Source organism: Luedemannella flava, from assembly GCF_039528515.1.
Classification (GTDB): Bacteria; Actinomycetota; Actinomycetes; order Mycobacteriales; family Micromonosporaceae; genus Luedemannella; species Luedemannella flava.
This window is the reverse complement of sequence record NZ_BAAALT010000034.1, coordinates 67,319-92,557: the sequence shown is the minus strand read 5'-3', so window position 1 is coordinate 92,557 and position 25,239 is coordinate 67,319. Positions and strand designations below refer to the sequence as shown.

Genomic DNA, 25,239 nt, shown 5'->3' with positions numbered 1-25,239 from the left:
CGTCCCCTGAAGTAACACACCCCCCCGAGGAGAGAACAATGAGGTTCAAGCGGATCGCTATGGCGGCTACCGCCATCGCGCTCAGCGCGGCCATGGCCGCGTGTGGCTCCAGCGAGAAGGACGCCGACAAGCAGACCACCGGCGGCACCGAGGGCGCCCTCGTCGGCGTCACGATGCCGACCAAGTCGTCGGCCCGCTGGATCAGCGACGGTGACAACGTCAAGAAGCAGCTCGAGGCGCTGGGCTACAAGGTCGACCTGCAGTACGCGGAGAACGACATCCCGACGCAGGTCAACCAGCTGGAGAACCAGATCACCAAGGGTGCCAAGGTTCTGATCATCGCGTCGATCGACGGCACGGCGATCACCACGCAGCTGCAGTCGGCCGCCGACAAGAAGATCCCGGTCATCGCCTACGACCGGCTCATCCGCAACAGCCCGAACGTGGACTACTACGCCACCTTCGACAACTTCAAGGTCGGCGTGCAGCAGGCCACCTCGCTGCTGACGGGCCTGGGCCTGAAGAAGGCCGACGGCAGCGCCGGCGACGCCAAGGGTCCGTTCAACGTCGAGCTGTTCGCCGGCTCGCCGGACGACAACAACGCCACGTTCTTCTTCAACGGCGCCATGTCGGTCCTGCAGCCGCTCATCGACGCCAAGACCCTCGTGGTCCGCAGCGGCCAGGTCGACTTCAAGACCGTCTCGACGCTGCGGTGGCTGCCGGAGACGGCGCAGAAGCGCATGGAGGACATCCTCACCAAGACGTACAAGGGTGGTCTGAAGGTCGACGGCGTGCTGTCGCCCTACGACGGCCTGTCGATCGGCATCCTGTCGGCTCTCAAGAGCAGCGGCTACGGCACCGCCGGCCAGAAGTACCCGGTCGTCACCGGCCAGGACGCCGAGATCCCGTCGATGAAGTCGATCATCGCCGGTGAGCAGTACTCCACCATCTACAAGGACACCCGCGAGCTCGCCAAGGTCACCGTGCAGATGGCCGACGCGCTGCTCAAGAACCAGACCCCGCAGGTGAACAACACCAAGGACTACGACAACGGCAACAAGGTCGTCCCGTCCTTCCTGCTGGAGCCGATCATCGTCGACAAGACCAACTACGAGAAGGTCCTCATCGACGGCGGCTACTACACCAAGGACCAGCTGGCCTGATCCGGCTCGTCAGGGGTGCGGGCCGCGCGGCGGGCCGCACCCCTGACCTGTCCTTGAAGACGGGAAGTGACAAAGGGCATGACCGACGACATTCTGCAGATGTCGGGGATCACCAAGGTCTTCCCCGGCGTACGGGCACTGGAGGATGTGACCCTGTCGGTGCGGCGTGGCGAGATCCACGCCATCTGCGGCGAGAACGGTGCCGGCAAGTCGACCCTCATGAAGGTCCTCTCCGGCGTGTACCCGCACGGCTCGTACGACGGGCAGATCTTCTACGACGGCGAGGAGTGCCGCTTCGGTGGCATCCGCGACAGCGAGCACAAGGGCATCGTCATCATCCATCAGGAGCTGGCGCTGTGCCCGCAGCTGTCGATCGCCGAGAACATCTTCCTCGGCAACGAGCGGGCCCGCCGCGGGCTTATCGACTGGAACCGCACCAATTTCGAGGCGACCAAGCTGTTGGAGCGGGTGGGTCTGCGCGAGAGCGCGGTCACCACCGTCTCCGACATCGGCGTGGGCAAGCAGCAGCTCGTGGAGATCGCCAAGGCGCTCTCGAAGGAGGTGCGGCTGCTGATCCTCGACGAGCCGACCGCCGCGCTCAACGACGAAGACTCCGCACACCTGCTGGACCTGCTGCGCGGCCTGCGTAACCACGGCATCACCTGCGTGATCATCTCGCACAAGCTCAACGAGATCGTGGGCATCGCCGACCGGATCAGCATCCTCCGCGACGGCCGCATGATCGAGACGCTGGACCTGGCGACCGATGAGGTCACCGAGGACCGGATCATCTCGGGCATGGTGGGCCGGGACCTGGAGCACCGGTTCCCGCCGCACGAGCCGAACAGTCCCGGCGAGGAGGCCCTGCGCATCGAGGACTGGACCGTGCACAGCCCGGTCCAGCACGAACGCAAGGTCGTCTCGGGGGCCAACCTGGTCCTGCGCCGGGGCGAGATCGTGGGCCTGGCCGGACTCATGGGCGCCGGGCGCACCGAGCTCGCGATGAGCGTGTTCGGGCGCTCGTACGGGTACAACATCTCGGGCCGGATCTTCAAGGACGGCAAGGAGATCACGTTGCGCAGCGTCCGCGACGCCATCGACAACGGCATCGCGTACGCGACGGAGGACCGCAAGCGCTACGGCCTGAACCTCATCCAGGACATCCAGCGCAACGTGTCCGCGGCCGGGCTGGACAAGCTCTCCAGCGGTGGCTGGGTCAACGACAACGAGGAACACAAGGTCGCCGACAACTTCCGGCGCAGCTTGAACATCAAGGCGCCCAACGTCAGCGCGGTGACGGGCAAGCTGTCGGGCGGCAACCAGCAGAAGGTCGTACTCTCCAAATGGATCTTCACGGATCCGGACGTGCTGATCCTCGACGAGCCCACCCGCGGCATCGACGTCGGCGCGAAGTACGAGATCTACACGATCATCAACCGGCTGGCCGACGAGGGTAAGGCGGTGCTCGTCATCTCCTCGGAGCTGCCGGAACTGCTGGGCATCTGCGACCGGATCTACACGCTGTCGGCCGGTCGCATCACCGGTGAGGTCTCCCGGGCGGACGCGACCCAGGAACGCCTCATGCAGTTCATGACCAAGGGAACGGAGTAGCTTCGATGAGCACCACCAACGCTGATGTGGCCCTGAGCGAGCAGGGCCTCAACGAGGCTGCTCCGCCCGGCAAACCGTCGCGCACCCGGTTCCAGTTCAACCTGCGCCAGAGCGGCATCTACTTCGCGTTCGCCGCGATCGTGGCGGTGTTCGCGGTGCTCACCGACGGTGACCTGCTGCAGCCGCAGAACATCTCGAACATCATCGTGCAGAACTCGTACATCCTGATCCTCGCGATTGGGATGATCATGATCATCATTGCCGGTCACATCGACCTCTCCGTCGGATCCGTGGTCGCGGTCACCGGCGCGCTGTCGGCCGTACTGATGGTCAACCACGATGTGCCGTGGCCATTGGCCGTGCTCATCACGGTCGTGGCGGGCGGCCTCATCGGCGCCTGGCAGGCGTTCTGGATCGCCTACTTCGGGATCCCGGCGTTCATCGTCACCCTCGCCGGCATGCTGCTGTTCCGGGCGATCACCATGATCACGCTCGGCAACCAGGGCATCGGCCCGTTCCCGGACGAGGTGCGCACCCTGTCCAACGGGTTCACCGAGGGCTACCTGGGCAACGTGGGGTTGGGCCCGCTCGGCGGCGCCGACCTGTTCAGCCTCATCGTCGGTGTCATCGCCATTGCCGGCATGGCCGCAGCCCAGTGGCGGGCGCGGCGCGCCCGCCAGGGCTACGACCAGACCGTCGAGCCCATCGGCATCTTCATCGCGAAGATCGTCGGCGGCGGCGTTGCGGTCATGTTCCTGGTCGTGCAGCTGGCCCGGTTCAAGAACCTGCCGTGGGTGCTCGTGCTCCTCGCGGTCCTGGTGCTCGGGTACTCGCTGCTCACCCAGCGGTCGGTGTTCGGTCGCCAGATCTACGCGGTGGGCGGCAACCTGCTGGCCGCGCAGCTGTCCGGCGTGAAGACCAAGTCGGTCGTGTTCTGGCTGTTCGTCAACATGGGCGTGCTGTCCGCCGTCGCCGGCGTCATCTTCGCCGGCCGGCTCAACCTCGCCCAGCCGACCGCCGGTAACTCGTTCGAACTGGACGCGATCGCGGCGGCGTTCATCGGCGGCGCGGCCGTGCAGGGCGGCGTGGGCAAGGTCGTCGGTGCCATCACCGGCGGTCTGATCATGGGCGTCATCAACAACGGCATGTCGCTCATGAGCGCGGGCCCGGACCGGATCATGCTCGTCAAGGGCATCGTCCTGCTCGCGGCCGTCGCGTTCGACGTGTGGACCAAGCGGCGCGCCGGCACCGCCCGCTGACATCCCGCATCTGAGGGCCCCGACCACTGGTGGTCGGGGCCCTCAGATGCGGCTTGCGTCCGACTTTTTCGTACTGACGAACCAAGCGTTCAGGTCGTGCGGTTCCAACTGCGTATGACCGGTTCGCCGTGCTCGTGACCCAGGACGCTGATGCTGGCCGTGTCCAGGTAGAACAGGCTCGCCTGGGCGATGGGCAGGCCCACCCAGCGGGCGCCGACCACCCGCAGGCAGTGCCCGTGAGCCACGAGCGCCACGTGGCCCACGGCGGCCAGCGGACGTACCCGGACCAGTAGCCGGTCGATGCGCGCGCTCACCTCGTCGGGCGTCTCGCCGCCCGGACACCCGTCCGTCCACAGCGACCAGCCCCGGTCCCGGTTGTGGATCTGGGCGCTGGTCAGGCCCTCGTACCTGCCGTAGTGCCATTCGGCGAGATCCTCGTCGACGGTGACGGCGGGTAGGCCCGCGAGGTCCGCGGTGCGCCGGGCCCGCAGCCGCGGGCTGGTCAACACCTCGGTGAAACCAACCCCGGCGAGTACGGGCGCCAGCGCGGCGGCCTGCTCGACCCCGCGCGGGGTCAGGTCAAGGTCGGTGTACGAGGTGTGCTGGCCCGAGCGGCTCCACTCGGTCTCACCGTGCCGGATCAGGTAGACGGTCCCCACCCGTCTGATTCTGAAGCACGAGCAGCGCCGCCGTGCGGGCCCGGTCGGAATGGCTGAGCACCTCGGTGCTGTCGACGAACTGGTCCACGGCGCCGACCAGCGGCAGCTCCCGTACCCGGGGGTCGGTGATCCGGGCGACCAGCGCGGCGCCGAAGCGGCCCGCGTCGAGCACGCCGTACGGGCGGTCGTGGAAGTAGCGCGTCGTCGGGTCCAGCGGCTCGGTCAGGCCCAGCTCGTTGTGGAGCTCGGCGATCATCTCGTAGGCCCGGCACAGACGCGCCTCGCGCGCCGCGTCGTGCCCGGCGGTCAGCACGCCCCACAGCGCCTCGGTCAGCTCCGATGCCCCCGCCAGCCGCCCGTACGCGGTGCCCAGCCACTTGCCGTACGGGGGCCAGCGGCGGTTCATCAGCAGGTACAGGCGCATCACGTCGCGGACCAGGCGGGCGGCGAGGACGCCGGCGCCGATCGGGTCGCCGGCCTCGGCGGCGCGGCCGACGAACGGCTCCTCCTCCGCGATGCGCTGCCACTGGCAGGCCAGCACGTAGCGCCACACGTCGTCGGGGTACCAGGCCAGGCGGGCGCGGACCGGTTCGAGTGCGCCAAGGCCGTCGTGGAAGACCTCGCCGCCGGTCACCTCGGCCAGCTTCTGCCAGGGCATGGCCAGCCAGTCCACCACCGTCGGCGGTTGGCTGACGTCGAAACCGACCATGTTGGCCCACCAGGCCGGCGGGCTGCTCAGCATGACCCGGTGCTGCACCGGCCCGTCGGTCGGGCGCATCGACGCCGACCCGCCGCCGGCGGACTCGAAGTTGGTGGGGTACCCCAGGAAGGTGCGCGGCAGCTGGTGGGCCAGCGCGGTGCTCAGGTCCCGGCCGTGGGCGCGCAGGTCGTCGCGGCGCAGGAACAGCAGCACCCGCGGGCCCCAGTCGTGGTCGGTGGAACGCGGCGAGTCGTAGCCCAGCACCTCCGAGCCCGGACCGATCAGCGCCGCGCTGTGCGGTAGCCCCGGGCACTGCGCCTCGAACAGCGGCCGGACCGCCTCGGTGTAGAACGCGCGGGAGAGGTCCAGTCCTGACACGAAGCCCATAGCACTACTGTGCCGGTTGCCCGCCAGCACGGTCATCCGGGGTGGTCTTGGCGGATGGTGACGGTTGTCGTTCAGGGGATGGTCATCCACGTCACGCTCCGGCACAATCGCGCCATGCGATGGTCAGGCGATCAGCGGGTAACGGACACCTTCTCCACAGCCGTCGCCCAGCTCGCCGATCCCCGCCCCCCGGTGCGCCTCGGCGGTCTGTACACACTGGAGTTCATCGGCCAGGACAACCCCGCCCAACGGCCCGCCGTTGCGGACGTCATCTGCGCCTACCTGCGCATGCCGTGGGCCGCCACCAACGACGACGTGCCGGTACGCCGGGCCGCGCAGCAGATCCTCGCCCGCCACCTGCGGCCGGTGCACCGGTTGGCGTTCTGGCCCGGCATCGGGCTGGACCTCACCGGCGCGCACCTGATCGGGCTGGACCTGACCGGCTGCCGGGTCGACGGCGTCGCGAGCTTCGACCGGGCCGTGCTGCACGAGTCGACGATGGCGCGCGGCACCGTGTTCTGCTCCGACGCCCGGTTCCGGGGCGCGGTGTTCACGTCCGACGCGTGGTTCGACACGGCGGTCTTCCACGCCGCCGCGCACTTCGAGACAGCCACGTTCCACGGTGACGCCTGGTTCGGTGGCGTCGACATCGCCAGCTCCGCCGGGTTCTCCGGCGTCGTGTTCAACGGTCACGCCTGGTTCGCGGCGGCCGTGCTGCGCGGCCGCGCCACGTTCAACGACGCGATCTTCCAGCGGTCGGCCGGGTTCCGGGGCGCGCGCTGCGACGACGGTGTCGTCCTCGCGGGCGCCACGTTCCGGGGTCCGGCGCGGGTGAGCCGCCGCGGCGACGGGTGGAACATCTGCCCGCCCGGCTGGCGGGTGGCGACCGATCCGGACAACGAGGCCGTCGGGCACCTGCACTGGGCGGGAGCGCTCGACTCACCGGACACCCGCAGCACCGTCGCGCCCGCGTAGCCCGCCCGTTCGCGGCATGCCCCGCGTGCGCGCGGGGTAGGCTCCGACCAGGACGCGGATACCTCTCATGAACGTCATCGTCTGTCAGCTCGTCGTAGCCGCCGCCCTGACACTGGGCGCGGGGACGGCCGCCGCCGCGCCCGTCCCGGACCAGACGGCCACCACCGTGACCGTCAACTTCGCCGCGAAGACGGTGAAGAGCGGGACGTCGGTCACCTTCGCCGGCAAGGTCGACCCGGCCTCCGCCGCGCGCACGGTATGGCTGCAGCGCAACGACGCGGGCGCGTGGCGCACGATCGGGACAGCGCGGACCGCCAGGGCGGCGTACAAGGTGACCATCAAGCCGGCGAAGGTGCGCACCGACAGGTACCGGGTGGTCGCGCCGGGAACCGCGAAGGCGAACACAGGCATCAGCCGGACCACGACCGTCACGGTCCGGGCGGCGACGGTGGTCCGCGGCAACCCGAAGGCGTTCGCCTTCATGTATCCGGGCCGCGCCCGGTGGAACCCGTGCACGCCGATCGGCTACCGGGTCAACCTCACGCAGGCGACCAGCGGCGCGCTGACCGACGTGAAGGGCGCCCTGGCCCGCATCACGGCCGTCAACGGGCTGCGCTTCGCGTACCGGGGCACGACAAACGTCATGCCGGGTGGCCGCAACGACACCTACCCCGGTGACACCCAGCTCGTGGTGGCGTGGGGTCGGCCCGGCAAGGACACGTCGGTGATCCCGGTCGGGGCGGCCGGTCAGGGGGGCGGGTCCACCTCGTCGGTCTACACCCGGTCGGGCACGACCGCGTGGCAGGTCGTCGAGGGGTACGCGGTCCTCAACTCCACCATGCGGTTCGCCCCCGGCTTCGGCGCCGGGCCGAAGACGGGCCTGCAGGGCACCCGGGGCCAGTTGCTGATGCACGAGATCGGGCACGCCGTCGGCCTCGGCCACCCGAAGATCAAGGACAAGTGGGAGATCATGTACCCGACGATGACCCGCAAGCCGGCCGTCTACGGCAAGGGCGACCAGGTCGGCCTGCGGGCGTTGGGCACGGGCGCCGGCTGCCTCTACGCCAGGGACCCGTCCCGCCCGTCGTAGGCGGTCACCGCCGGCGCGGGGCGAACGCGTACTTCGCCAGCGTGATCTGCTCCACCGCGCTGATCAGCGCGTACAGGACGATCGACGCGACCGTCACGATCGCCACCGCGGACCACATGCGGTCCAGCTCGAACGTGGTCAGCGACTGCAGCATCAGGTAGCCCAGCCCCTGCCCGGTGGTGAGCCACTCGGCCAGCAGCGCCCCGACCAGCGCCAACGGCGCGGCGATGCGGGCGGCCGCGAACAGCGCCGGCACGGCCGCCGGCAGCTGCACCCGCCACATGAGCGCGAGCTTCGTCCCGCCGTACGCCCGGATGAGGTCCACCGACGACGTCGGCACACTACGCAGCGCCAGTGACACGTTGACCAGCACCGGGAAGAACGTGACGATGCCGGCCACGACAGTGATCGCGACCAGGCCCCGACCGAAGATCAGGGCGATGAGCGGGGTCATCGCGACCAACGGCACGGCGCGCAGCGCCATCGCGATCGGCAGCAGCGTCTGCCGCACGCCGCGCCACAGCGCGAACACCACGGCCGTCGCCAGCCCGGCCACCGTGCCGGACAGCAGGCCGATCGCGGCGTCGCGGGCGGTGATCCGGCTCGCCTCCAACAGCACCGCGCGCTCCGCGTCGTGCGCGGGGTCGGTGAGGTAGGCGAGCACGTCGAACGGGCCGCGGGTGAGGAACGGGTCCAGCGCGAACCCCTTGACCAGCAGATGCCACACGGCGACCACGGCGCCCACGGACAGGACAGCACCGCCGAGCCCGGTCAGCAGCCGCACGCCGGCACGGCGCGGGGCGCTCATGCGACCACCCGCGGCGCCCAGGGGGTCAGCAAGCGTCCGACCAGGGCGGTGAGCCCGTAGGCGGCGCCGGAGAGGGCGGTCGCGACCAGGGCGATGCCCCAGGTGCGCTCCACGGCGAAACTCTGCTGCGAATTGATCATCGCGACGCCGAGGCCGGACTCCGCGCCGAGGTACTCGCCGATGATCGCGCCGAGCATGGCGGCCGGCGCGGCGATGCACAGCCCCGCGAACATGCTGGGCAGGCAGGCGCGCAGCCGCACCTTCCACAGCTGGGTCCAGCTGCCCCCGCCGTACGCGCGGATGAGCTCCAGGCTGGTCTGGTCCGCGTCACGCAGCCCGACCAGGGTGCCGATCAGGGTGGTGAAGATGACCGACAGGGCGGCCAGGATGACCTTCGGGGTGTCCTCGGTGAACAGGATCGCCAGCACCGGCCCGATCGCGATGACGGGCAGGCAGTAGCTCGCCAGCGCCACCTGCAGCAGCGCCCGCTCCAGCAGCGGCACCTGGATGAACGCGACCGCCAGCACGATCGCGATGACGTTGCCGATGAGCCACCCGAGCGACGCCTCGCGCAGGGTCGTGACCACGTTGGGCAGGTAGAAGTCCAGCCCGTCCGCGACCAGCTGACGCGCGATCGCCGTCGGCGGCGGCACCGCCTTGTTGTCGGCGAACACCGTGCGCCCGACGACCTCCCACGCCCCGACGACCGCCACCACACCGATCGCCCCGGGCAACCACCGCCTCACGTCGCACCTCCGAACAGCAGGGCGCTGAGCTGGTCCTCCAGCTCATGGAAGCGGGCCGTGCGGATCATTTCCGGGGTACGGGGCCGGGGCAGGTCGATCGGGACCGTGGCCACGATCCGGCCCGGGCGCGGGCTCATGACGGCCACCACGTCGGCCAGGAACACCGCCTCGGCGATCGAATGGGTCACCAGCAGGGTCGTGGCCGCGCGCTCGCTCCAGACGCGTTGCAGCTCCAGGTTGAGCCGCTGGCGGGTCATCTCGTCGAGCGCCCCGAACGGCTCGTCGAGCAGCAGGATGCGCGGCTCGACGACGAGTGCGCGGGCGATCGCGACCCGCTGGCGCATCCCGCCGGACAGCTGGGCGGGTCGGGCCTGCTCGAAGCCCTCCAACCCGACCAGCTTGATCAGGTCGGTGATCGCCGCGTCGTCGACGCGTACGCCGCTGACCTCCAGCGGCAGCCGGATGTTCGCGCGCACGGAGCGCCACGGCAGCAGCGCCGCGTCCTGGAAGGCGATGCCGAGCTCGTGCTTGCGTCGGGTGGCCGCGGGCGACTCGCCGTGCACGAGCGCCTCGCCGGAGGTGGGCTGGTCCAGGTCGGCGAGGATGCGCAGGATCGTGGACTTGCCGCAGCCCGAGGGTCCGAGGAGCGCGACGAACGCGCCGGACGGGGTGGCCAGGTCCACCCCGTCGAGCGCGGTCACCGTGGACCGACGGATCGTGAAGCGCTTGGTCAACGCGCGCAGCACGATGCCGTCGGCCGCGTCCCCGGTGGTGCCGGTCAGAGCAGCCCCTTGAGGGTGGGGTTCTCCGTGTAGACCTCGGTGAGCACGGACATGTCGAACAGCTGCTCCCTGGTGACCGTGACCCCGGCCAGGGCCAGCGTCGCGATCGTCTCGGCGATCTTCGCGTCCGTGATGGTGAACAGCCCGTTGGCCTTCGTCTCGTCGGTGGCCACGACGGTGTTCTGGGCCTGCGACTCGAGCACCTGCTCGGCCTCGTCGAGGCCCAGGTCCTTGCCGTACTTGGTGGCGGCGAGGTTGGCGCCCAGCTTCGGGTCCTTGACCGAGTCGGCCCAGCCCTTGATGTCGCCGATGAGCATGGCCTTGATGTGGTCGCGCTTGCTGGTCAGCGAGTCCTTGCGGACCACGTACACCTCGGACACCATCGGGTACCCGTGGTCGTTGAGCAGCATCACGGCCGTGTCGTGGCCCTGGGTCTTGAGCAGGTTGGGCTCGTTGGTGAAGAACGAGAACCAGCCGTCGACCTCCTTGTTCACCAGCGGGGCCGGGTCGAACTGGGCCGGCACCTTCGTGATGGACGCGGGGTCGAGCTTGTTGGCCTTGAGGAACGCCGTCCACACCGGCTCATTGGTGGCCTGCACACCGATCTTCTTGCCGACCATGTCGGCCGGGCTGTTGATCGGCTTGGACGCGAGGCTCATGATGCAGAACGGGTTCTTCTGGTACTGCGCGCCGATGATGATCAGCGGGGCGCCCTTGAGGATCGCGGCCGCGGTGATGTCGGGCGAGGAGATGCCGACCAACGCCTTGCCGGCCGCCACGACCGAGTCCTGGCTGACATTCGGGCCGCCCGCCATGAGGTTGACCGAGGTGAACCCGGCCGCCGCGTAGTACCCCTTGGTGTCGGCGATGTACTGGCCGGCGAACTCGACGTTCTTGATCCAGGAGAGCTGGTAGTCAAGGGTGCCGAGGTTCTTGGGGCCGCTGGGGGTCGCGGGGGTGTCGTCGTCGCCGCACGCCGCGAGCAGCGTGGGCACCGTGCCGACGACGGCCAGGCCGGCCGCCGCGCGGATGCTGTTCATGAGAAGGCTGCGCCGGTCCATCGTGTACGCCATGGCAACGCTCCAGGGTCTTCTAGATCACCAAGGACCCGACGGTAACCAGAGCGCGTTTCGCGTTAAGGACGTCGCGTTTCCAGCCTGTTGCCGCTGCCGAATTGTGATCCGGACGGCGGTCACTGACGCGTGTACCGCGCGTACTGGTCGTCGCCGTCGATCGTCAAGGTCGTTGCCGAGCAGGTGTAGGTCACCGACCAGTCCACCCAGATGGGACCGTTGATCTGGTTGGTGACGACATGGTTGCGGTAGAAGACATTGGTGCCCGACGACGTCACACCGGTCTGGGACAACGCGTCACCCGAGACGGTGTAGTCACCGCGACCTGATCCGGCGATGCGGCGGGCGAGCAGGTCACCGGTGGAGGCCCGGCCTTCGAGCGTCAGGTCGGCGGTCCCGTGGAACGTCCCGTCCGCGCGGAACGTCACCAACTGCCCGCCCTGCACCAGCGACATCCGTACGGTCCCGACGCCCGTGACGGTTTCGTCGAGGCGGTAGTAGTTGAGCAACCACGAGCCCACTATGCAGGGCGGCGCGGCCGCGGTCGTCTCGATGGCCGTGGTCGTGACGGCGGCACGGGTGACGACGGGCGGTTCGTGGACGATCGGAGTGTCCGTCGTGATCGCAACGCTTGGCGGCGGGACGTAGGTGACGGTAACCTCCCGCGTCGGTTCCTCGTCGGAGACCAGCGCCGACCGGATGCCCAGCACATCGGCGACGAAGCCGGTGAACAGCAGAACAACGGTGGCCGCCGCGCTGACGACCCCGACCGCCTTCGTGCGCTGGCGCTCCATGTCCATCACCGTAGGTGCGGCGCGTTGACCCAAGCATCGACCGCCCGACGCGTCTGCGCGACCCGAGCGCTCAGCGGCCGGATACGAGCGCATGCCGGGCGTGGCACGTTCGGTCAGCCCCGCAGGTAGGCGAGGACCGCGAGGACCCGGCGGTGGGTGTCCTCGGCGGGCGGCAGGTCCAGTTTGGTGAGGATGCTGCCGATGTGCTTGGCTACGGCCGCGTCGCTGACCACCAGGTCGCGTGCGATCGCGGCGTTCGACCGGCCCTCGGCCATCAGCGCGAGGACCTCCCGCTCGCGCGGGGTGAGCCGGGTGAGCGGGTCGCGGCGACGGCCCAGGAGCTGGCGGACCACCTCGGGGTCGATGACCGTGCCACCGTCGGCGACCGCCGCGACCGCGCGCACGAAGTCCTCCACGTCGCCGACCCGGTCCTTGAGCAGGTAGCCCACCCCGGCCCCGGGCGCCGACGCGGCGTCGAGGAGTTCCACGGCGTACGTCTGCTCGACGTACTGGCTGAGGACCAGGATGGACAGTGACGGGTCCGCGGCCCGCAGCGCCACGGCCTCCCGCAGTCCTTCGTCGGAGAACCCGGGCGGCATGCGCACGTCGGTGACCACGATGTCGGGCCGGTGCGCGGCGACCGCGGCGCGCAGTGCCGGAACGTCGCCGACGGCGGCGCACACCTGATGGCCGAAGCGTTCCAGCACGCCCACGAGCCCTGCGCGGAGAAGGACGGCGTCCTCGGCCAGGACGATCCTCAGCATGGCAGCTCCGCGCGCACCAGCGTCGGACCGCCGGGCGGGCTGGAGATGAGCAGCCGCCCGCCGGCCGCGTCGACCCGGTCGCCGAGCCCGGTCAGGCCCGTGCCGGCGTCGGCGTCCGCGCCGCCGACGCCGTTGTCGAACACATCCTGGAGGTAGATGTCGCCGTGCAGGCGGCCACGCACCCGGGCCCGGTCGGCCCCGCTGTGCTTGGCCACGTTGGCCAGGGCCTCGGCGGCCACGAAGTACGCGGTGAGCTCCACGGCGGCGGGCAGCCGGTGCGGCAGCTCGATGTCCACGTCGACCGGCACGACGGAACGGCCGGCCAGATCGCGCACGGCGGCGGCGAGGCCCCGGTCGGTGAGCACCTGCGGGTGCACGCCCCGGATCAGCTCCCGCAGCTCGGCGAGGGCGAGTTTGGCCTGCTCGTGAGCCAGGGCGACCTGTTCGGCGGCGGGGGAGTCCGGCGGCAGATCCAGTCGGGCCAGGCCCAGCGCCATGGTGAGCGACACGAGGCGCTGCTGGGCGCCGTCGTGCAGGTCGCGTTCGATGCGCTGGCGCTCCGCGCCGAACGCGTCGGCGAGCCGGGCGCGCGAGCGGGTCACCTCGGTCAGCTGGGCGCCCAGCTCCGTGTCGCGCGGCGACAGGACCGCCCGGGTCAGCGCGGCACGGGCGCCGGCCCACGCGGTGATCGGGTACGCGGCGAAGGGCAGCAGCGCCAACCCGACCACGACGAAGACGGCGCCGGCGAGGGGGTCCATGTCCGGCCCGTACAGCGGGGTGGCGGCCAGCGCGACCGGGATGCCGAGCACCGCCGCGACCATGCCCGCGTCGATCCAGCAGAGCGCGACCAGCGACACGACCGTGTAGCCGAACTCGCGCCAGGTCGCCTGCTCCCGCAGCCTGGTCAGCAGCCAGGGCCGCAACCCGCGACGCGGCGGGCGCCGGTGCGGGTCCTCGGCCGGGTCCATGTCGACCAGCCGCAGCCGCCAGCGCTCGAACCGGGCGAACACGATGCCCGACAGCGCGATCGCCACGAACGCGACCAGCCCGATCAGGACGAAAAGCAGCAGAACCCCGCCGACGAACAGGGCGAACAGGGTCGCCGCGGTGGCGGCGCCCAGGGCGATGCCGCACAGCAGGTACAGCAGCGACCGCCACGGCCACGACGAGGCGAGGAACCGCAGCGGTCGCAGCGTGATCGCCTGCCAGGCACTGCGTGGTCGCACCCGTCGACCGTATCCGGCGGGGCGGCGCCGCGCGGTAGCGCCAGGTCTACCGTCGGTTCTCACCCCCGCGCCAGTGCGCTCGTACCCGGCCGGCCGGTTGGCTGGGCGGGTGCTGACGAATGCGTACGCCGTCCGGTTGCGGGCGGTGCGGAAGGTGTACGGGACGGGTGAGCGGGCGGTCGTGGCCCTGGACGGGCTCACCGCCGACTTCGCCAACGGGACGTTCACGGCCGTGATGGGCCCGTCCGGGTCGGGCAAGTCGACGCTGCTGCACTGCGCGGCCGGCCTGGAACGGCCCGACGGCGGGCAGGTGCTCATCGACGGGACGGACCTGGGCCCGCTGAGCGAGCGGCGGCTCACGGTGCTGCGGCGCGAGCGGGTGGGCTTCGTGTTCCAGGCCGCGAACCTCATCGCGTCGCTCACGGCCGAACAGAACGTCGCGCTGCCCCTGCGGCTGTCGCGGCGCCGCCCGGCCCCGGCCGACATCACCGCGGCCCTGTCCGAGGTGGGCCTGGCGGGCCGGGCGGGGCACCTGCCCGCCGAGCTGTCGGGCGGCGAGCGGCAGCGGGTGGCGCTGGCCCGCGCGCTGGTCACCCGGCCCGCGGTCGTGTTCGCCGACGAGCCGACCGGCGCGCTGGACTCGGCCGCGTCGCGGCAGGTCCTGGCGCTGCTGCGCGGGCTCGTCGACCGGCACGGGCACACGGTCGTCATGGTCACCCACGATCCGCTCGCGGCCGGGCACGCCGACCGGGTGCTGTTCCTCGCCGACGGCGCCCTGGTCGACGAGCTGGCCGGCCCGCTGTCGGCCGAGGGCGTGGCGGGCCGCATGGCGCGGCTGGAGGTGGCCCGGTGACCGGCCTCGCCACCGCCACGCTGCGCCGGCGTTGGGCGGCGTTCGCGGGCATGTTCGTGGCGCTCGCCCTCGGCGTCGGGCTGGTCACCGGCACCCTGCTGCTGATCACGTCGGCGAACGCCCAGGTGCCGCCGCGCCTTTCGGGCAGTCCGGTGCTGGTGCAGAGCCCCGCCGCTGCGGACAACGACCTCGGCTTCACCGAGTACGTGCCCTGGTCGGCCGCGCGGACCACGGAGCTGGTCGGGGCGTTGGCGCGGGTGCCGGGCGTGGTCGCCGCGATCCCGGACCGCACGTTCTACGCCCAGGCGGTCGTGGGCGGGCGGCCGGTCGGCGACCCGCACCCGCTCGACCCGCAGGGTCACGGCTGGGCGAGCGCCGCTCTGCGCCCGTACCCCCTCATTGAGGGCAGGGCGCCCGCCGCGGACGGTGAGGTGGTCCTCGGCCGCGACGCCGGCGCGCCGGTCGGGGCCACCGTGCAGGTGCTCACCGGAGCCGGCCCGGCGCCCTACACGGTCACCGGCCTGATCGACGGCCCCGGCGTGTATCTTCCCGACGCGACCGCCGCCCGGCTCGCCCCCGGGGTGCGACTGATCGGGCTGCTCGTCGACGGGCCGGCCGACGAGGTCGCAATGGCGGCCGCCGCCGTCGCCGGCGACGGGCGGGTCCTCACCGGCGAGGCACGCCGGGACGCCGAGGCCGAGGCGTACGCCCGGCTGCGGTGGATCGGCGCGCAGATCCTCATCGCCGTCGGCACCCTGGCCGTGTTCGTGTCGGTGTTCATCGTGGCGTCGACGTTCGCGTTCACGGCCACGCAGCGCCGGCGCGAGCTCGCCCTGCTGCGGGCCGTGGGCGCGACGCCCGGCCAGGTGCGCCGGCTGCTGGGCGCCGAGGCGCTCGGGGTGGGCCTGGTCGCGAGCGCGGTGGGCGTGGCGCTCGGCGCGCTGGCCGCGCCGTGGGCTGGCGACGCGCTGGTGCGCGCCGGCCTGGAACCGGTGGGCTTCACGGTCGTCGCCGACGTCGCGGCCCTGGTGGCGGCGTACCTCGGCGGGGTGGTCGTCGCGCTGGTGGCCGTGTGGGCGGTGGCCCGCCGGGCGGCGCGGGTGCGGCCCGTGGCCGCGCTGCGCGAGGCGACCGTCGAGCGCCGGCCGATGACATGGTCGCGGTGGCTGGTCGGCGGGGCGCTCACCGTCGGCGGCCTCGCGCTCGTGGTCGGCTCCGCGTTCGCGGAGCCGGAAAACCTGATGAACACCTCGTTGTACGCCGCGATGGCGCTGATCCTGGGGCTGGCCGCGCTGGCGCCGGTGGTCGTCGGGCCGCTGGTGCGGGTGCTCACCTGGCCGTTCACGCTGGGCCGGGGCGCGACCGGGACGCTGGTGCGCGGCAGCGCCGCGCTGGCCGTGCGGCGCACCGCGGGCACGGCCGCGCCGGTGCTGCTCACGGTCGGCTTCGCCACCCTGATCCTGGGCTTCGCCGCCACCATGACCGCCGCGTACGGCGTGGGGGAGAAGGAACGCACCGGCGCCGGGGTGATGGTGCGGCCCGACACCGTGCCGGGACTGTCGGACGCGGCGGCCCGGGCGGCCGGTGGGCCGGCGCCGCTGCCCAGCGTCGTCTACGACGCCTCCCGGGGCGCGGTGGACGTGACCGGCATCGACGCCGTCTGGCGCGGGGACCTGCTGACGGCCACGTCCGGCAGCCTGGCCCGGCTGGGCACCGACCCGCGCGGCGTGGCCGTCGTCGGCTGGCTGGACTGGGCGGTCGGGTCGACGCACGAGCTGACGCTCGCCGACGGCGCCCGGGAGACGGTCACGGTGCTCGCGGTCGTCGAAGCGGCGCCCACGCCGGTCATCATGTCGCGGGCGACCGTGCGCGCCCACGACCCGTCGGCGCTGGCGCCGGTGGCGTACGTGCTCGACGGGACCGCCGCGACCACGCAGGCCCGCCTCGGCGGTGGCCTCGGGGCGCGGGCGGTCGACCTGACGGCCGACTCCGGTGGCTCGGACGCCGAGGAGGACCGGCTCGTGCAGATCTTCGTGTGGATCCTCGTCGCGGTCGCCACCGGGTACACCGGGCTGTCCATCGCGACGACGCTGCTCATGGCCGTCGTCGGGCGGGCCCGTGACCTGGCCCTGCTGCGCCTCGCCGGTGCGAGCGCCACCCGCGTGCGCGGGCTGGTCGCGGCCGAGTCGGCGCTTGTCGTGGCGGTCGGCACCGTCCTGGGCCTGGCGGTCGCGCTGTCCTCGCTGGCGGGCCTGCGGGCGGGCTTGAGCGCGTCGATCGGCGCGCCGGTCGACCTGATCGTGCCGTGGGCGTCGGTGGCGGCGGTGGTCGGGTGCTGCCTCGCGCTGGCCATCGGGGCGGGGACGCTGTCGGCACACCTTGCTCTGCGCACTCCGGCGGTCCGGTCATCCGAATAGGACGCTGAATCGTTCCCCGGTCGACGGCCGCGTCGCCGGGGAACGGGTCTAGCATGGGCGCGGGTCCACAGGGGACCGCCCGCCGCGAACGGGCATCAACGGGTGAGAGGGGTCGTCCGGTGACTGCTGAGGAGACGGACGCGACACCGTCGTGGATGCGGATCCCGGCCGATGCGGACCCGGACAGCTCCGGGGCGCGCATCGACGTCAGCGTCGCCCACCCAGCCCGCCGCTACGACTACTGGCTCGGCGGCAAGGACAACTTCCCCGCTGACCGGGCGTCGGGCGACCAGATCGCGGCCGCGTTCCCGACCATCCGCCTCGCCGTGATCGAGAACCGGGCGTTCCTGCGCCGCGCGGTGACCTACCTGGCCCGCGAGGCCGGCATCCGGCAGTTCCTCGACATCGGCACCGGCATCCCGACCGCGAACAACACGCACCAGGTCGCGCAGTCCATCGCGCCGACCTCGCGCATCGTCTACGTCGACAACGACCCGATCGTGCTGGTGCACGCCCGCGCGCTGCTCACCAGCTCGGATGAGGGCGCCACCGCGTACATCGACGCGGACCTGCGCGACCCCGACAAGATCCTCCAGGCGCCGGAGCTGACCGCCACGCTCGACCTGAGCCAGCCCGTCGGGCTGATGCTGGTGGCGGTCATGCACTTCATCCTCGACGAGGACAACCCGTACGACCTGGTGGGTCAGCTGGTGAGCGCCATGCCGTCGGGCAGCTACCTGACCGTCACCCAGGCCACCAACGACTACCTGCCGCCGGAGAAGATCAAGGAGATCAACGCGGTCGGTCAGCGCACCCGGGTGCCGGCGCGGATGCGCTCCAAGGAGGAGTTCGCGCGGTTCTTCGACGGCCTGGAGTTCGTCGAGCCCGGCATCGTGTCGGTCGCCGACTGGCGCGCCGAGAACGAGCCCCAGCCGCGCCCCACCGCCGCCGAGGTCTCCGGCTACGGCGCCGTCGCCCGCATCCCCTAGCTCCCGGCGCGCCACGGGTGGCGCGTTGATCAGGCGGTCAGCGTCAGCGTAGAGATCGCGATCTCCGGTGCGAATGTGCAGTCCGATCACCGGTGGTTGGCGTGCGTCGGGCCATGATCGGCGAACGCGGTGCGAACGCGTAGTCCCGACGGCCCAATAATCGACAAATCGCCCAACCCATGTCGTGGAGATCGCCGTCTTCCGTGCGAGACCGCAGCCCAGCCCCACTCCTGCACAGAAGACTCAGATCTTGGGCACGCTGGGCCAGGCCATGCGCAGCGACCGCACCTCTGAACGTCGGCATGCTTCGGCACCGGGACCGTGTCCGCATCACGGGTGCGCTGTGCGGACGGCGACCTCCCCCTTCTCGATTACCCGGCGTGATCACCAAGGTCGCGCGCCATTGATGTGCCCGTTGCTATAGTGTGTGCAACACACTATAGTGAGTGGCATGTACGACGATGAACTGCGCGGGATGCATCTGCAGGAGCTGCGACGGGGGACCGTCGTGCTGGCCTGCCTGATCATCCTCAAGGAGCCCAACTACGGGTACGCGCTGCTCGACCACCTTGAGCGCTCCGGTTTCGCCGTCGACGCGAACACGCTCTACCCCCTTCTGCGCCGACTGGAGAAGCAGGGCCTGCTGATCAGCGACTGGAACACCGACGAGGCCCGACCCCGCAAGTTCTACCGGACCAGTGACGCCGGCACCGCCCTCGCGGACGCGCTCACCCACGACTGGGACGACCTCCACTCCGCATTCCGCACCCTGAGAGGCGAGTCATGACCACCCCCACCCTCACCGACCGGTACGTGGACGCCACCCTGCGCCGCCTGCCCGAGCGCCAGCGCGCCGACATCGAGCGCGAGTTGCGCGCCTCCATCGAGGACGCCGTCGAGGCCCGGGTCGACGGCGGCGAGGACCCGGCCGACGCCGAGCGCGCGGTGCTCACCGGCCTGGGCGACCCGGCCCGCCTCGCCGCCGGGTACTCCGACCGTCCGCTGCACCTCATCGGCCCCGCGCTCTACCTGCCGTACACCCGGCTGCTGATCGCGCTGATCGCCATCGTCGTGCCGATCGTCGCGACGGTCGTCGGCGTCGTGCAGGCCTTCGACGGCGCCGGCATCGGCGAGATCATCGGCGACGTCATCGGCGCCGCGATCACCACGGCCGTGAACGTGGCCTTCTGGACCACACTGCTGTTCGCGGTCCTCGAACGGCTGCCGGACGTGCGCGTGCCGGTGCTCCGCGAGTGGACGCTGGACCAGCTGCCGGAGCCGCCGAGCCGCCGGCGCCGCTACGCCGACCTGATCGCCGAGACGGTGGCGCTCGCGCTGTTCGCGGCGTTCGTGCTCGTCTCGCCCGTACTCCGGATCAAAACCGACGCGGCGGGTGACCCGATCGGGATCCTGTCGCCCTGGCTGTGGGACACGGGCGTCGTGTACGGGTTCGTCTTCCTCGCCCTGGCCGGGCTCAGCTTCAACTACGTGAAGATGTACACGCGGTGGAGCGCGCCCGTCGCCGTCGCCGGCGCGGCGGTCAACCTCGCGGCCGCAGTCGTGATGGTCTGGGTGGCCGCCAGCAACCACCTGCTCAACCCGGCGTTCGTCACCGCGGCGGACTGGCGGGCGGACGTGTGGGAATGGGTGCGACTCGGCGTGATCATCGTCGCCGCCATGAGCATCGTGCAGATCGTCGTGGAGCTGGTCCGCGGGTTCACCACCCGCTCCTGGGTGCAGGCCGATCTGGGCACCACCATCCGCGAGGCGGTGGACCGCATCCCCGGGGTCCGCAGGTAGAACCGAGCGCGGCCCACCCGGCGACGACCGGGTGGGCCGGTCGGTGTTCCCGGAACCCGCCGAGGAACCGGCGGAAGAAGCCACCCTCCTGGGGCAGCGGGGCGGCCGGCGGCGGCGCGGTGCTGCGCAGCCGGCCGATCGGCCGGTCGTAATCGGCGCGGGCGATCGCGTCGATCACCTGCTCCTCGGTGAAGTGGTCCGATCCCTCGATCATCGGCACGAACCCGACGAGGACGCCGTTGCGCATGACCTGCGCCTCAAGGCCCGCCGTCCCGTCGGTGTCCCAGATGGCCTGCCGCCCGTCGGGCAGCATGACGCGCACCCCGAACCGCGCCACCGACGCGCGCTCCACGTGCGCGGGCACGCCGCGGTGCCGCAGCGCGTCCACCACCCGCCGGGCCTCGTTCTCGTGCACGCCCCAACGGTAGCCGGTCCCGCTGCGAAAACGCCGGGAACGGCGCCCGGTCAGCGGGTGACGACGGCGCTGGCCACGGCCGACAGGGTGGTCGATCCACCGAACACGACCCGGTAGCTGGTCTTCGACCGGGCGGAGTGCTTCACCACGGCGCTGCCGGTCGCCGACGTCGAGAGCGTCTTCACCGTGCGCCACGTGTTCGAGCCGTACGCGCGGTACTGGACCGTCACCGACGTGGCCGCGACCGCCGCGCCCGACCCGGCGGTCAACCGGGCCGTCACGGTGACCGTCGACCCGGACCGGGTCGCGGACACGGCCGCCTTCGGCACCGCCTTGACGAGCGCGGTGGTCGCCGATGATCCGGCCAGTACGGCGCTGCCCGCGTACGTGGCCTGGTAGTAACCGGCCCGGTCGGTGCTGTACCGGACGGTGGCCACGCCCTGCGCGTCGGTCGTGTACGTGCCGATCGTCGTCCACTGGGTCGCGCCGTACCGTTTCACGGTCACCGTCACGCGCGCGCCGGCGACCGGCCCGCCGGTCTTCGCGTCCACCACGCGTGCCCGCAGGACCGCCGGGTTGCCCGGCGTCGCCGTGAGCGTGGTGCGCGTCGCCACGGGCACCACGACGGTCACCGGGGCGCTCGCCACCGGCCCGGCTGCGGTCGCCACGAGCACCCGGTACCTCGTGCTGACGGTCGGCGTGACCGTCAGGGTGAGCGCGCCGGCTGCCGAGGTGGTCGCGGCGGCGCCCACCGGCGTCCAGGTCGTGCCGTTGGTGCTCGACTGGAGCGTCACCGTGGCCCGGAAACCGGCGCCGGCCAGGTTCGCGCCGACGGTCAGGCCGGTCGGCGTGCCCGCCTTCACCGGGGTCGCCGGGCCGGTCAGCGTCACCGTGGGCGCCACGGTCGGCGCGGCCACCTCGACGGTGGTGGTCTCGACGGTGTGCTGGCCGTCCTCGCTGGCGGCGGTCAGCGTGACGGTCACCGGTCCGGTCACGTCGCCGAGACACTGGACCGCGACCGTGCGCGCGTCGCGGGCGCCGGGCAGGCAGTTCCGGTTGGCGCTCCACGCCCACGAGACGGCCGGTGTGCTCGACGCGTCCACGGCGGTGAGCGTCACGCCGCCCTTGCCGGCCGTCGCGGGGCCACCGCCCGCGATGGTGACCCGCAGCGGCGCGGACACGGCCACCGTGTGGGTGACGGTCTTCGAGTCGTAGGTGTCCTGGTCGTAGAGGTACGCGTGCACCGTTACGTCACCGCTGAACGAGTCGGGGCACGACAGGTCGGCGCCGCGGTCGGTCGTCGGGGTCAGCGTGCACTCATAGGACTCCGCGTACCAGGACACGGTCACGTTCTCGCGGGCCGTGACGACGGTCAGTGCCTCCGTCGAGCCCGATACGGTGCTCGTCGCACCGGTGATCGTCGCGGGGAACGGCGCGTAGGCGAGGAAGGACATGGTGTGTGACGCGGACTGGCCGTCGGCGTTGGTGACCGTCAGGGTCAGGTCGCTGGTCTGACCCACGTCCGCGGTGGGCGGATTGAGCGTCACGCTCGCGTCGGTCCGGTCACCGGTTACCCAACCGCGCGTGTCCGTCCACGCGTAGGTCGGCTGGTCCGCGTTGCCGACCATCGACTGGACCACGCTCGGCTCGCCGGCGTGGACGATCGTCGACCCGTAGAAGTACGCCGACGGGGCGGCCTGGCGGATGCGCACCGTGACCGTCGCCGTGGCGCTCTGCCCGTCGACCTGACTGACCGTGACCGTGAACGACGCCGCCGGCGACGGCTCGGAACAGGAGACGCTGACCTCGGCCCCGTCGGCGGGCCAGAGCCAGCACGCCGGGTCGCCGGTCCACGCGTACGTGAGCCCGTCGGAGCCCTGGGCGTCGGCGGTCAGCGTGAACGACGCGTACGCCGACGCGACCTCCGGACCGGTCACCGACACGGTGGGCGCCGCGTCGGCGGCGGTGGCCGGACCGGCCGGCAGCGCCGGCGACACCAGGGCAGCGGCGACCGCCGTAACGAGCAGCTTGCGGGTACGCATCGGACGGGGACCTCCAACGTGGCGACGTGCCCGTTCCCATCGGAGGTCGGTGGCGCGACCTGACGTTACCGGCCGGTCTTGCGGAGATCTTGACCCGGGCGGGTCAGTCGGACTGCCTGCTCCAGAACTTCCGGCCGACCTCGGGAAGGGTGTCGATCGGGTCGTAGTACGAGTACTGCCGGCCCTCGGCGATGCCGTTGGTCTCCTCGAAGCGGGTGCGGTAGCCCTTGTTCCACCAGGAGATGCCCAGGTCACGGTCGTACTCGGCGGCCATGTGGACCCAGCGCTTGCCGACGAACGGCACGTCGCACACGATCCGCGGCGTGGCGTAGCCGGGCAGGAAGCCCATGATGTCGTGCTGCAGCTGCTGGGCCTGCCACAGCGCCACCCGCCAGTGCTCGGCGTTGGGGATCATGTCGCACATGTAGAAGTAGTACGGCAGGATCCCGGCCTCGCCGTGCAACGCGAAGCACAGGTCCAGCAGCGACTCGACGGAGTCGTTGACGCCCCGCATGAGCACGCCCTGGTTGCGCACGTCGCGCACCCCGGCGTCCAGCGCGACCCGCGCCGCGCGCGCGACCAGCGGCGTCACGGACTGCGCGTGGTTGACGTGCGTGTGGATCGCCAGGTTGACGCCCCGCGCGCGGGCCCGTGCGGCGACCCGGCCGAGGCCGTCGACGACGTCCGGGGCGAGCCAGTGCTGCGGCAGCGCGGCAAGTGCCTTGGTGGCGAGCCGGATGTCGCGCACCGAGTCGAGGTCGAGCAGCCGGTTGAGGAAGGCCTCCAGGTTGCGCCACGGCACGTTGGCCACGTCGCCGCCCGAGACGACGACGTCGCGCACCTCGGGGTGCGCGGCCAGGTAGGCGAGCATCCCGGAGTAGCGGTCGGCCGGCTTCAACGACAGCTTGAGCTTGTCCACCACGGGCGTGGAGTTGCCGACGAGGTCCATACGGGTGCAGTGCCCGCAGTACTGCGGGCACGTCGACAGCAGCTCGGCGAGCACCTTGGTGGGGTAGCGGTGGGTGAGGCCCTCGGCCACCCACATGTCGTGCTCGTGCAGCGAGTCGCGCGAGGCGTGCGGGTGCGACGGCCAGTCCACGCGCCGGTCCGACGCGACGGGGATCATGTAGCGGCGCACCGGGTCGGCGTAGAGCGCCGCCGTCCAGTCGGCCGCGCCCTCCGGCACCATCGTATTGATCATCTGCGGGGGCACGAGCATCGACATCGTGGCGAACCGCTCCTGGTCCGCCGCCAGGTCCGCGTAGAAGACCTCCGAGACAAGATCCCCGAGTACGGCCCTGAGCTGCGCGATGTTCTTCACGCAGTGCGACCGCTGCCACTGGGCGGACGCCCACTCGGCCACGGTCACGTCGCGCCAGCCGGGAAACCGGGTCCAGTCGGGCTCGACGAGCTCCCGCCGCCGGTACTCGTAAGGCTCGCTCACCGTCTGCCTCCTTGCGCGATGACCATGACTCGGGCGAGAGTAGTAGAGATTCTTCGGCCAAGTCACTACTCTGCCGAATAATTTCCTGTAGATGGGGTCTAACGCAAGGGAGCGTGCAGATCATGGGTACGGCGTCGTCTCCGGTGGGCCTGCACCGCGTCCTCGCGCCGCACGGGGTGCTTCCGCAGGCGGCGCTGAGCCTGGACAACGCGCCGGAGATCGCCGACGACGAGGCGCGTGTGCGCGTCGAGCGGCTCAACCTCGACGCGGCCAGCTACCGCCAGCTGCACACCGCCCACGGCGGCGACGGCGAGGCGATCCGCGCCGCGGTTCTCGACATCGTCAAGAACCGCGGAAAGATGCACAATCCGGTCACCGGGTCGGGCGGCATGCTCATCGGCACCGTCGACGAGGTCGGCCCGCGCTCGCCGCTGGGCCTCAAGGTCGGCGACCGGGTCGCCACCCTCGTCTCGCTCACCCTCACGCCCCTGGCGGTCACCGACGAGCTCGCGCGCTGGGACGGCCGCTCCGAGCAGGTGCCGGCGGAAGGGCACGCGATCCTGTTCGCCCGGTCGATCGCGGCCGTCCTGCCCGAGGACATGTCGTCCGAGCTGACCCTGGCCGTCCTCGACGTGTGCGGCGCGCCCGCGCTCACCACCCGGGTCGTCGCGCAGCACCGCGACCGGGGCGACGACGTTACCGTCGCGGTCATCGGGGGCGCCGGCAAGTCCGGGTCGCTCGCGCTCGCCGCGGCGCGCCGCGCGGGCGCCGCCCGTACCCTCGGGGTGGTTCCGACGACCGCGGAGCGCGACCGCCTGACGGCGGCCAAGGTGGCCGACGAGGTCGCGTTGGCCGACGCCCGCGACCCGGTGGCCCTGGCCCACGCCGTCACGCGGCACCTCGGACGGCCCGCCGACGTGACCGTGGTGTGCGTGGACGTGCCCGGGTGCGAGCACGGCGCGATCCTGGCCACCAGCAACGGCGGGACGGTCATCTTCTTCAGCATGGCGACGAGCTTCCCGGCGGCCGCGCTGGGCGCCGAGGGCCTCGCGGCCGACGTGACGATGCTCATCGGCAACGGGTACGTGCCGGGGCACGCCGACCTGGCGCTGACCCTGCTGCGTGACGAACCCGGCATTCGCGCGCTCTTCACTGCCCGGCTCGCGGCGGAGGCGGCAGGATGACGCCATGACCGAGCGAAGCGAGGACATCATCAGCTCAGTAGTAATGCCGACGCCGACC

Annotated in this window: 23 protein-coding genes; 11 read left to right on the top strand and 12 right to left on the bottom strand. The window is 71.5% G+C overall.

Annotation, left to right across the window (positions count from 1 at the left end; translation table 11 throughout):
- The first annotated feature begins 38 nt into the window (after positions 1-38).
- From chvE to mmsB, 3 genes are all read left to right on the top strand, one after another.
- The gene (gene chvE / locus ABD211_RS07280) at positions 39-1,163 is read left to right on the top strand and encodes a multiple monosaccharide ABC transporter substrate-binding protein (RefSeq protein WP_344127575.1); all 1,125 of its coding nucleotides are present in this window, start codon (positions 39-41) and stop codon (positions 1,161-1,163) included.
- 78 nt (positions 1,164-1,241) lie between these two features.
- The gene (gene mmsA / locus ABD211_RS07275) at positions 1,242-2,774 is read left to right on the top strand and encodes a multiple monosaccharide ABC transporter ATP-binding protein (protein ID WP_344127573.1); all 1,533 of its coding nucleotides are present in this window, start codon (positions 1,242-1,244) and stop codon (positions 2,772-2,774) included.
- A 5-nt stretch (positions 2,775-2,779) separates the two neighbouring features.
- On the top strand, positions 2,780-4,033 hold the full coding sequence (mmsB, locus tag ABD211_RS07270; RefSeq protein ID WP_344127571.1) for a multiple monosaccharide ABC transporter permease: 1,254 nt from the start codon (positions 2,780-2,782) through the stop codon (positions 4,031-4,033).
- Between the two features lie 89 nt (positions 4,034-4,122).
- Here the strand turns inward: mmsB and ABD211_RS07265 are convergent, their stop codons facing one another.
- Both ABD211_RS07265 and ABD211_RS07260 read right to left on the bottom strand, forming a co-directional pair.
- The gene (locus tag ABD211_RS07265) at positions 4,123-4,692 is read right to left on the bottom strand and encodes a histidine phosphatase family protein (protein ID WP_344127569.1); all 570 of its coding nucleotides are present in this window, start codon (positions 4,690-4,692) and stop codon (positions 4,123-4,125) included.
- Positions 4,661-5,779, bottom strand: coding sequence for a DUF4037 domain-containing protein (locus ABD211_RS07260; protein ID WP_344127567.1), 1,119 nt, complete (start codon positions 5,777-5,779; stop codon positions 4,661-4,663). Before ABD211_RS07260 ends, ABD211_RS07265 begins: the two co-directional genes overlap by 32 nt.
- Before the next feature lie 114 nt (positions 5,780-5,893).
- Between ABD211_RS07260 and ABD211_RS07255 the strand changes: the two genes are divergently transcribed.
- Entirely contained in the window at positions 5,894-6,754 is an 861-nt protein-coding gene (locus ABD211_RS07255) for a pentapeptide repeat-containing protein (protein ID WP_344127565.1), read from the top strand.
- 67 nt (positions 6,755-6,821) lie between these two features.
- Positions 6,822-7,844, top strand: coding sequence for a zinc metalloprotease (locus ABD211_RS07250; RefSeq protein WP_344127563.1), 1,023 nt, complete (start codon positions 6,822-6,824; stop codon positions 7,842-7,844).
- A gap of 4 nt (positions 7,845-7,848) precedes the next feature.
- Here ABD211_RS07250 and ABD211_RS07245 read toward each other — a convergent pair whose 3' ends face one another.
- The 7 genes from ABD211_RS07245 to ABD211_RS07215 all read right to left on the bottom strand — a co-directional run bounded on the left by ABD211_RS07245 (position 7,849) and on the right by ABD211_RS07215 (position 14,037).
- Positions 7,849-8,652 carry an ABC transporter permease gene (locus tag ABD211_RS07245; protein ID WP_344127561.1) on the bottom strand — a complete coding sequence of 268 codons (804 nt, stop codon included), beginning with the start codon at positions 8,650-8,652 and terminating at the stop codon, positions 7,849-7,851.
- On the bottom strand, positions 8,649-9,398 hold the full coding sequence (locus tag ABD211_RS07240) for an ABC transporter permease (RefSeq protein ID WP_344127559.1): 750 nt from the start codon (positions 9,396-9,398) through the stop codon (positions 8,649-8,651). The genes ABD211_RS07245 and ABD211_RS07240 overlap by 4 nt, the downstream gene beginning before the upstream one ends.
- Complete coding sequence (locus ABD211_RS07235) at positions 9,395-10,144, bottom strand: ABC transporter ATP-binding protein (RefSeq protein WP_344127557.1); 750 nt, start codon at positions 10,142-10,144, stop codon at positions 9,395-9,397. The genes ABD211_RS07240 and ABD211_RS07235 overlap by 4 nt, the downstream gene beginning before the upstream one ends.
- A 32-nt stretch (positions 10,145-10,176) precedes the next feature.
- Positions 10,177-11,253: an ABC transporter substrate-binding protein gene (locus tag ABD211_RS07230; protein WP_344127555.1), complete on the bottom strand. Its 1,077-nt coding sequence runs from the start codon at positions 11,251-11,253 to the stop codon at positions 10,177-10,179.
- Between the two features lie 119 nt (positions 11,254-11,372).
- Positions 11,373-12,047: a hypothetical protein gene (locus ABD211_RS07225; protein WP_344127553.1), complete on the bottom strand. Its 675-nt coding sequence runs from the start codon at positions 12,045-12,047 to the stop codon at positions 11,373-11,375.
- Positions 12,048-12,160: 113 nt separating this feature from the next.
- Complete coding sequence (locus tag ABD211_RS07220) at positions 12,161-12,811, bottom strand: LuxR C-terminal-related transcriptional regulator (protein ID WP_344127551.1); 651 nt, start codon at positions 12,809-12,811, stop codon at positions 12,161-12,163.
- On the bottom strand, positions 12,805-14,037 hold the full coding sequence (locus ABD211_RS07215; RefSeq protein ID WP_344127549.1) for a sensor histidine kinase: 1,233 nt from the start codon (positions 14,035-14,037) through the stop codon (positions 12,805-12,807). Before ABD211_RS07215 ends, ABD211_RS07220 begins: the two co-directional genes overlap by 7 nt.
- 109 nt (positions 14,038-14,146) lie before the next feature.
- Here ABD211_RS07215 and ABD211_RS07210 point away from each other — a divergent pair, with 109 nt between their 5' ends.
- From ABD211_RS07210 to ABD211_RS07190, 5 genes are all read left to right on the top strand, one after another.
- Positions 14,147-14,890, top strand: coding sequence for an ABC transporter ATP-binding protein (locus tag ABD211_RS07210; RefSeq protein ID WP_425560368.1), 744 nt, complete (start codon positions 14,147-14,149; stop codon positions 14,888-14,890).
- Positions 14,887-17,307, top strand: coding sequence for an FtsX-like permease family protein (locus ABD211_RS07205; RefSeq protein WP_344127546.1), 2,421 nt, complete (start codon positions 14,887-14,889; stop codon positions 17,305-17,307). Before ABD211_RS07210 ends, ABD211_RS07205 begins: the two co-directional genes overlap by 4 nt.
- A gap of 155 nt (positions 17,308-17,462) precedes the next feature.
- Positions 17,463-18,296: an SAM-dependent methyltransferase gene (locus ABD211_RS07200; RefSeq protein WP_344127652.1), complete on the top strand. Its 834-nt coding sequence runs from the start codon at positions 17,463-17,465 to the stop codon at positions 18,294-18,296.
- A gap of 451 nt (positions 18,297-18,747) precedes the next feature.
- The gene (locus tag ABD211_RS07195; protein WP_344127544.1) at positions 18,748-19,083 is read left to right on the top strand and encodes a PadR family transcriptional regulator; all 336 of its coding nucleotides are present in this window, start codon (positions 18,748-18,750) and stop codon (positions 19,081-19,083) included.
- Positions 19,080-20,096 carry a permease prefix domain 1-containing protein gene (locus ABD211_RS07190; RefSeq protein ID WP_344127542.1) on the top strand — a complete coding sequence of 339 codons (1,017 nt, stop codon included), beginning with the start codon at positions 19,080-19,082 and terminating at the stop codon, positions 20,094-20,096. The genes ABD211_RS07195 and ABD211_RS07190 overlap by 4 nt, the downstream gene beginning before the upstream one ends.
- Here the strand turns inward: ABD211_RS07190 and ABD211_RS07185 are convergent.
- The 3 genes from ABD211_RS07185 to ABD211_RS07175 form a co-directional block, all read right to left on the bottom strand.
- Positions 20,014-20,511, bottom strand: a complete 498-nt coding sequence (locus tag ABD211_RS07185; RefSeq protein ID WP_344127540.1) for a hypothetical protein — start codon at positions 20,509-20,511, stop codon at positions 20,014-20,016. The two genes, ABD211_RS07190 and ABD211_RS07185, sit on opposite strands and share 83 nt — an antisense overlap.
- 50 nt (positions 20,512-20,561) lie before the next feature.
- Positions 20,562-22,553 carry a hypothetical protein gene (locus ABD211_RS07180; protein WP_344127538.1) on the bottom strand — a complete coding sequence of 664 codons (1,992 nt, stop codon included), beginning with the start codon at positions 22,551-22,553 and terminating at the stop codon, positions 20,562-20,564.
- Between the two features lie 103 nt (positions 22,554-22,656).
- Entirely contained in the window at positions 22,657-23,997 is a 1,341-nt protein-coding gene (locus ABD211_RS07175; protein WP_344127535.1) for a KamA family radical SAM protein, read from the bottom strand.
- Between the two features lie 122 nt (positions 23,998-24,119).
- Here ABD211_RS07175 and kdd point away from each other — a divergent pair, with 122 nt between their 5' ends.
- Entirely contained in the window at positions 24,120-25,181 is a 1,062-nt protein-coding gene (gene kdd / locus ABD211_RS07170) for an L-erythro-3,5-diaminohexanoate dehydrogenase (protein WP_344127533.1), read from the top strand.
- Positions 25,182-25,239: the final 58 nt, after the last annotated feature.

Bases quoted from the DNA above. Each gene is read 5' to 3' on its own strand.
- chvE (WP_344127575.1), top strand. From the start codon at position 39: ATGAGGTTCAAGCGGATCGCTATGGCGGCTACCGCCATCGCGCTCAGC.
- ABD211_RS07200 (WP_344127652.1), top strand. From the start codon at position 17,463: ATGCGGATCCCGGCCGATGCGGACCCGGACAGCTCCGGGGCGCGCATC.
- ABD211_RS07225 (WP_344127553.1), bottom strand. From the start codon at position 12,047: ATGGAGCGCCAGCGCACGAAGGCGGTCGGGGTCGTCAGCGCGGCGGCC.
- ABD211_RS07255 (WP_344127565.1), top strand. From the start codon at position 5,894: ATGCGATGGTCAGGCGATCAGCGGGTAACGGACACCTTCTCCACAGCC.
- ABD211_RS07250 (WP_344127563.1), top strand. From the start codon at position 6,822: ATGAACGTCATCGTCTGTCAGCTCGTCGTAGCCGCCGCCCTGACACTG.
- ABD211_RS07260 (WP_344127567.1), bottom strand. From the start codon at position 5,779: ATGGGCTTCGTGTCAGGACTGGACCTCTCCCGCGCGTTCTACACCGAG.
- ABD211_RS07220 (WP_344127551.1), bottom strand. From the start codon at position 12,811: ATGCTGAGGATCGTCCTGGCCGAGGACGCCGTCCTTCTCCGCGCAGGG.
- ABD211_RS07195 (WP_344127544.1), top strand. From the start codon at position 18,748: ATGTACGACGATGAACTGCGCGGGATGCATCTGCAGGAGCTGCGACGG.
- ABD211_RS07245 (WP_344127561.1), bottom strand. From the start codon at position 8,652: ATGAGCGCCCCGCGCCGTGCCGGCGTGCGGCTGCTGACCGGGCTCGGC.
- ABD211_RS07230 (WP_344127555.1), bottom strand. From the start codon at position 11,253: ATGGCGTACACGATGGACCGGCGCAGCCTTCTCATGAACAGCATCCGC.
- kdd (WP_344127533.1), top strand. From the start codon at position 24,120: ATGGGTACGGCGTCGTCTCCGGTGGGCCTGCACCGCGTCCTCGCGCCG.
- mmsB (WP_344127571.1), top strand. From the start codon at position 2,780: ATGAGCACCACCAACGCTGATGTGGCCCTGAGCGAGCAGGGCCTCAAC.
- ABD211_RS07180 (WP_344127538.1), bottom strand. From the start codon at position 22,553: ATGCGTACCCGCAAGCTGCTCGTTACGGCGGTCGCCGCTGCCCTGGTG.
- mmsA (WP_344127573.1), top strand. From the start codon at position 1,242: ATGACCGACGACATTCTGCAGATGTCGGGGATCACCAAGGTCTTCCCC.
- ABD211_RS07190 (WP_344127542.1), top strand. From the start codon at position 19,080: ATGACCACCCCCACCCTCACCGACCGGTACGTGGACGCCACCCTGCGC.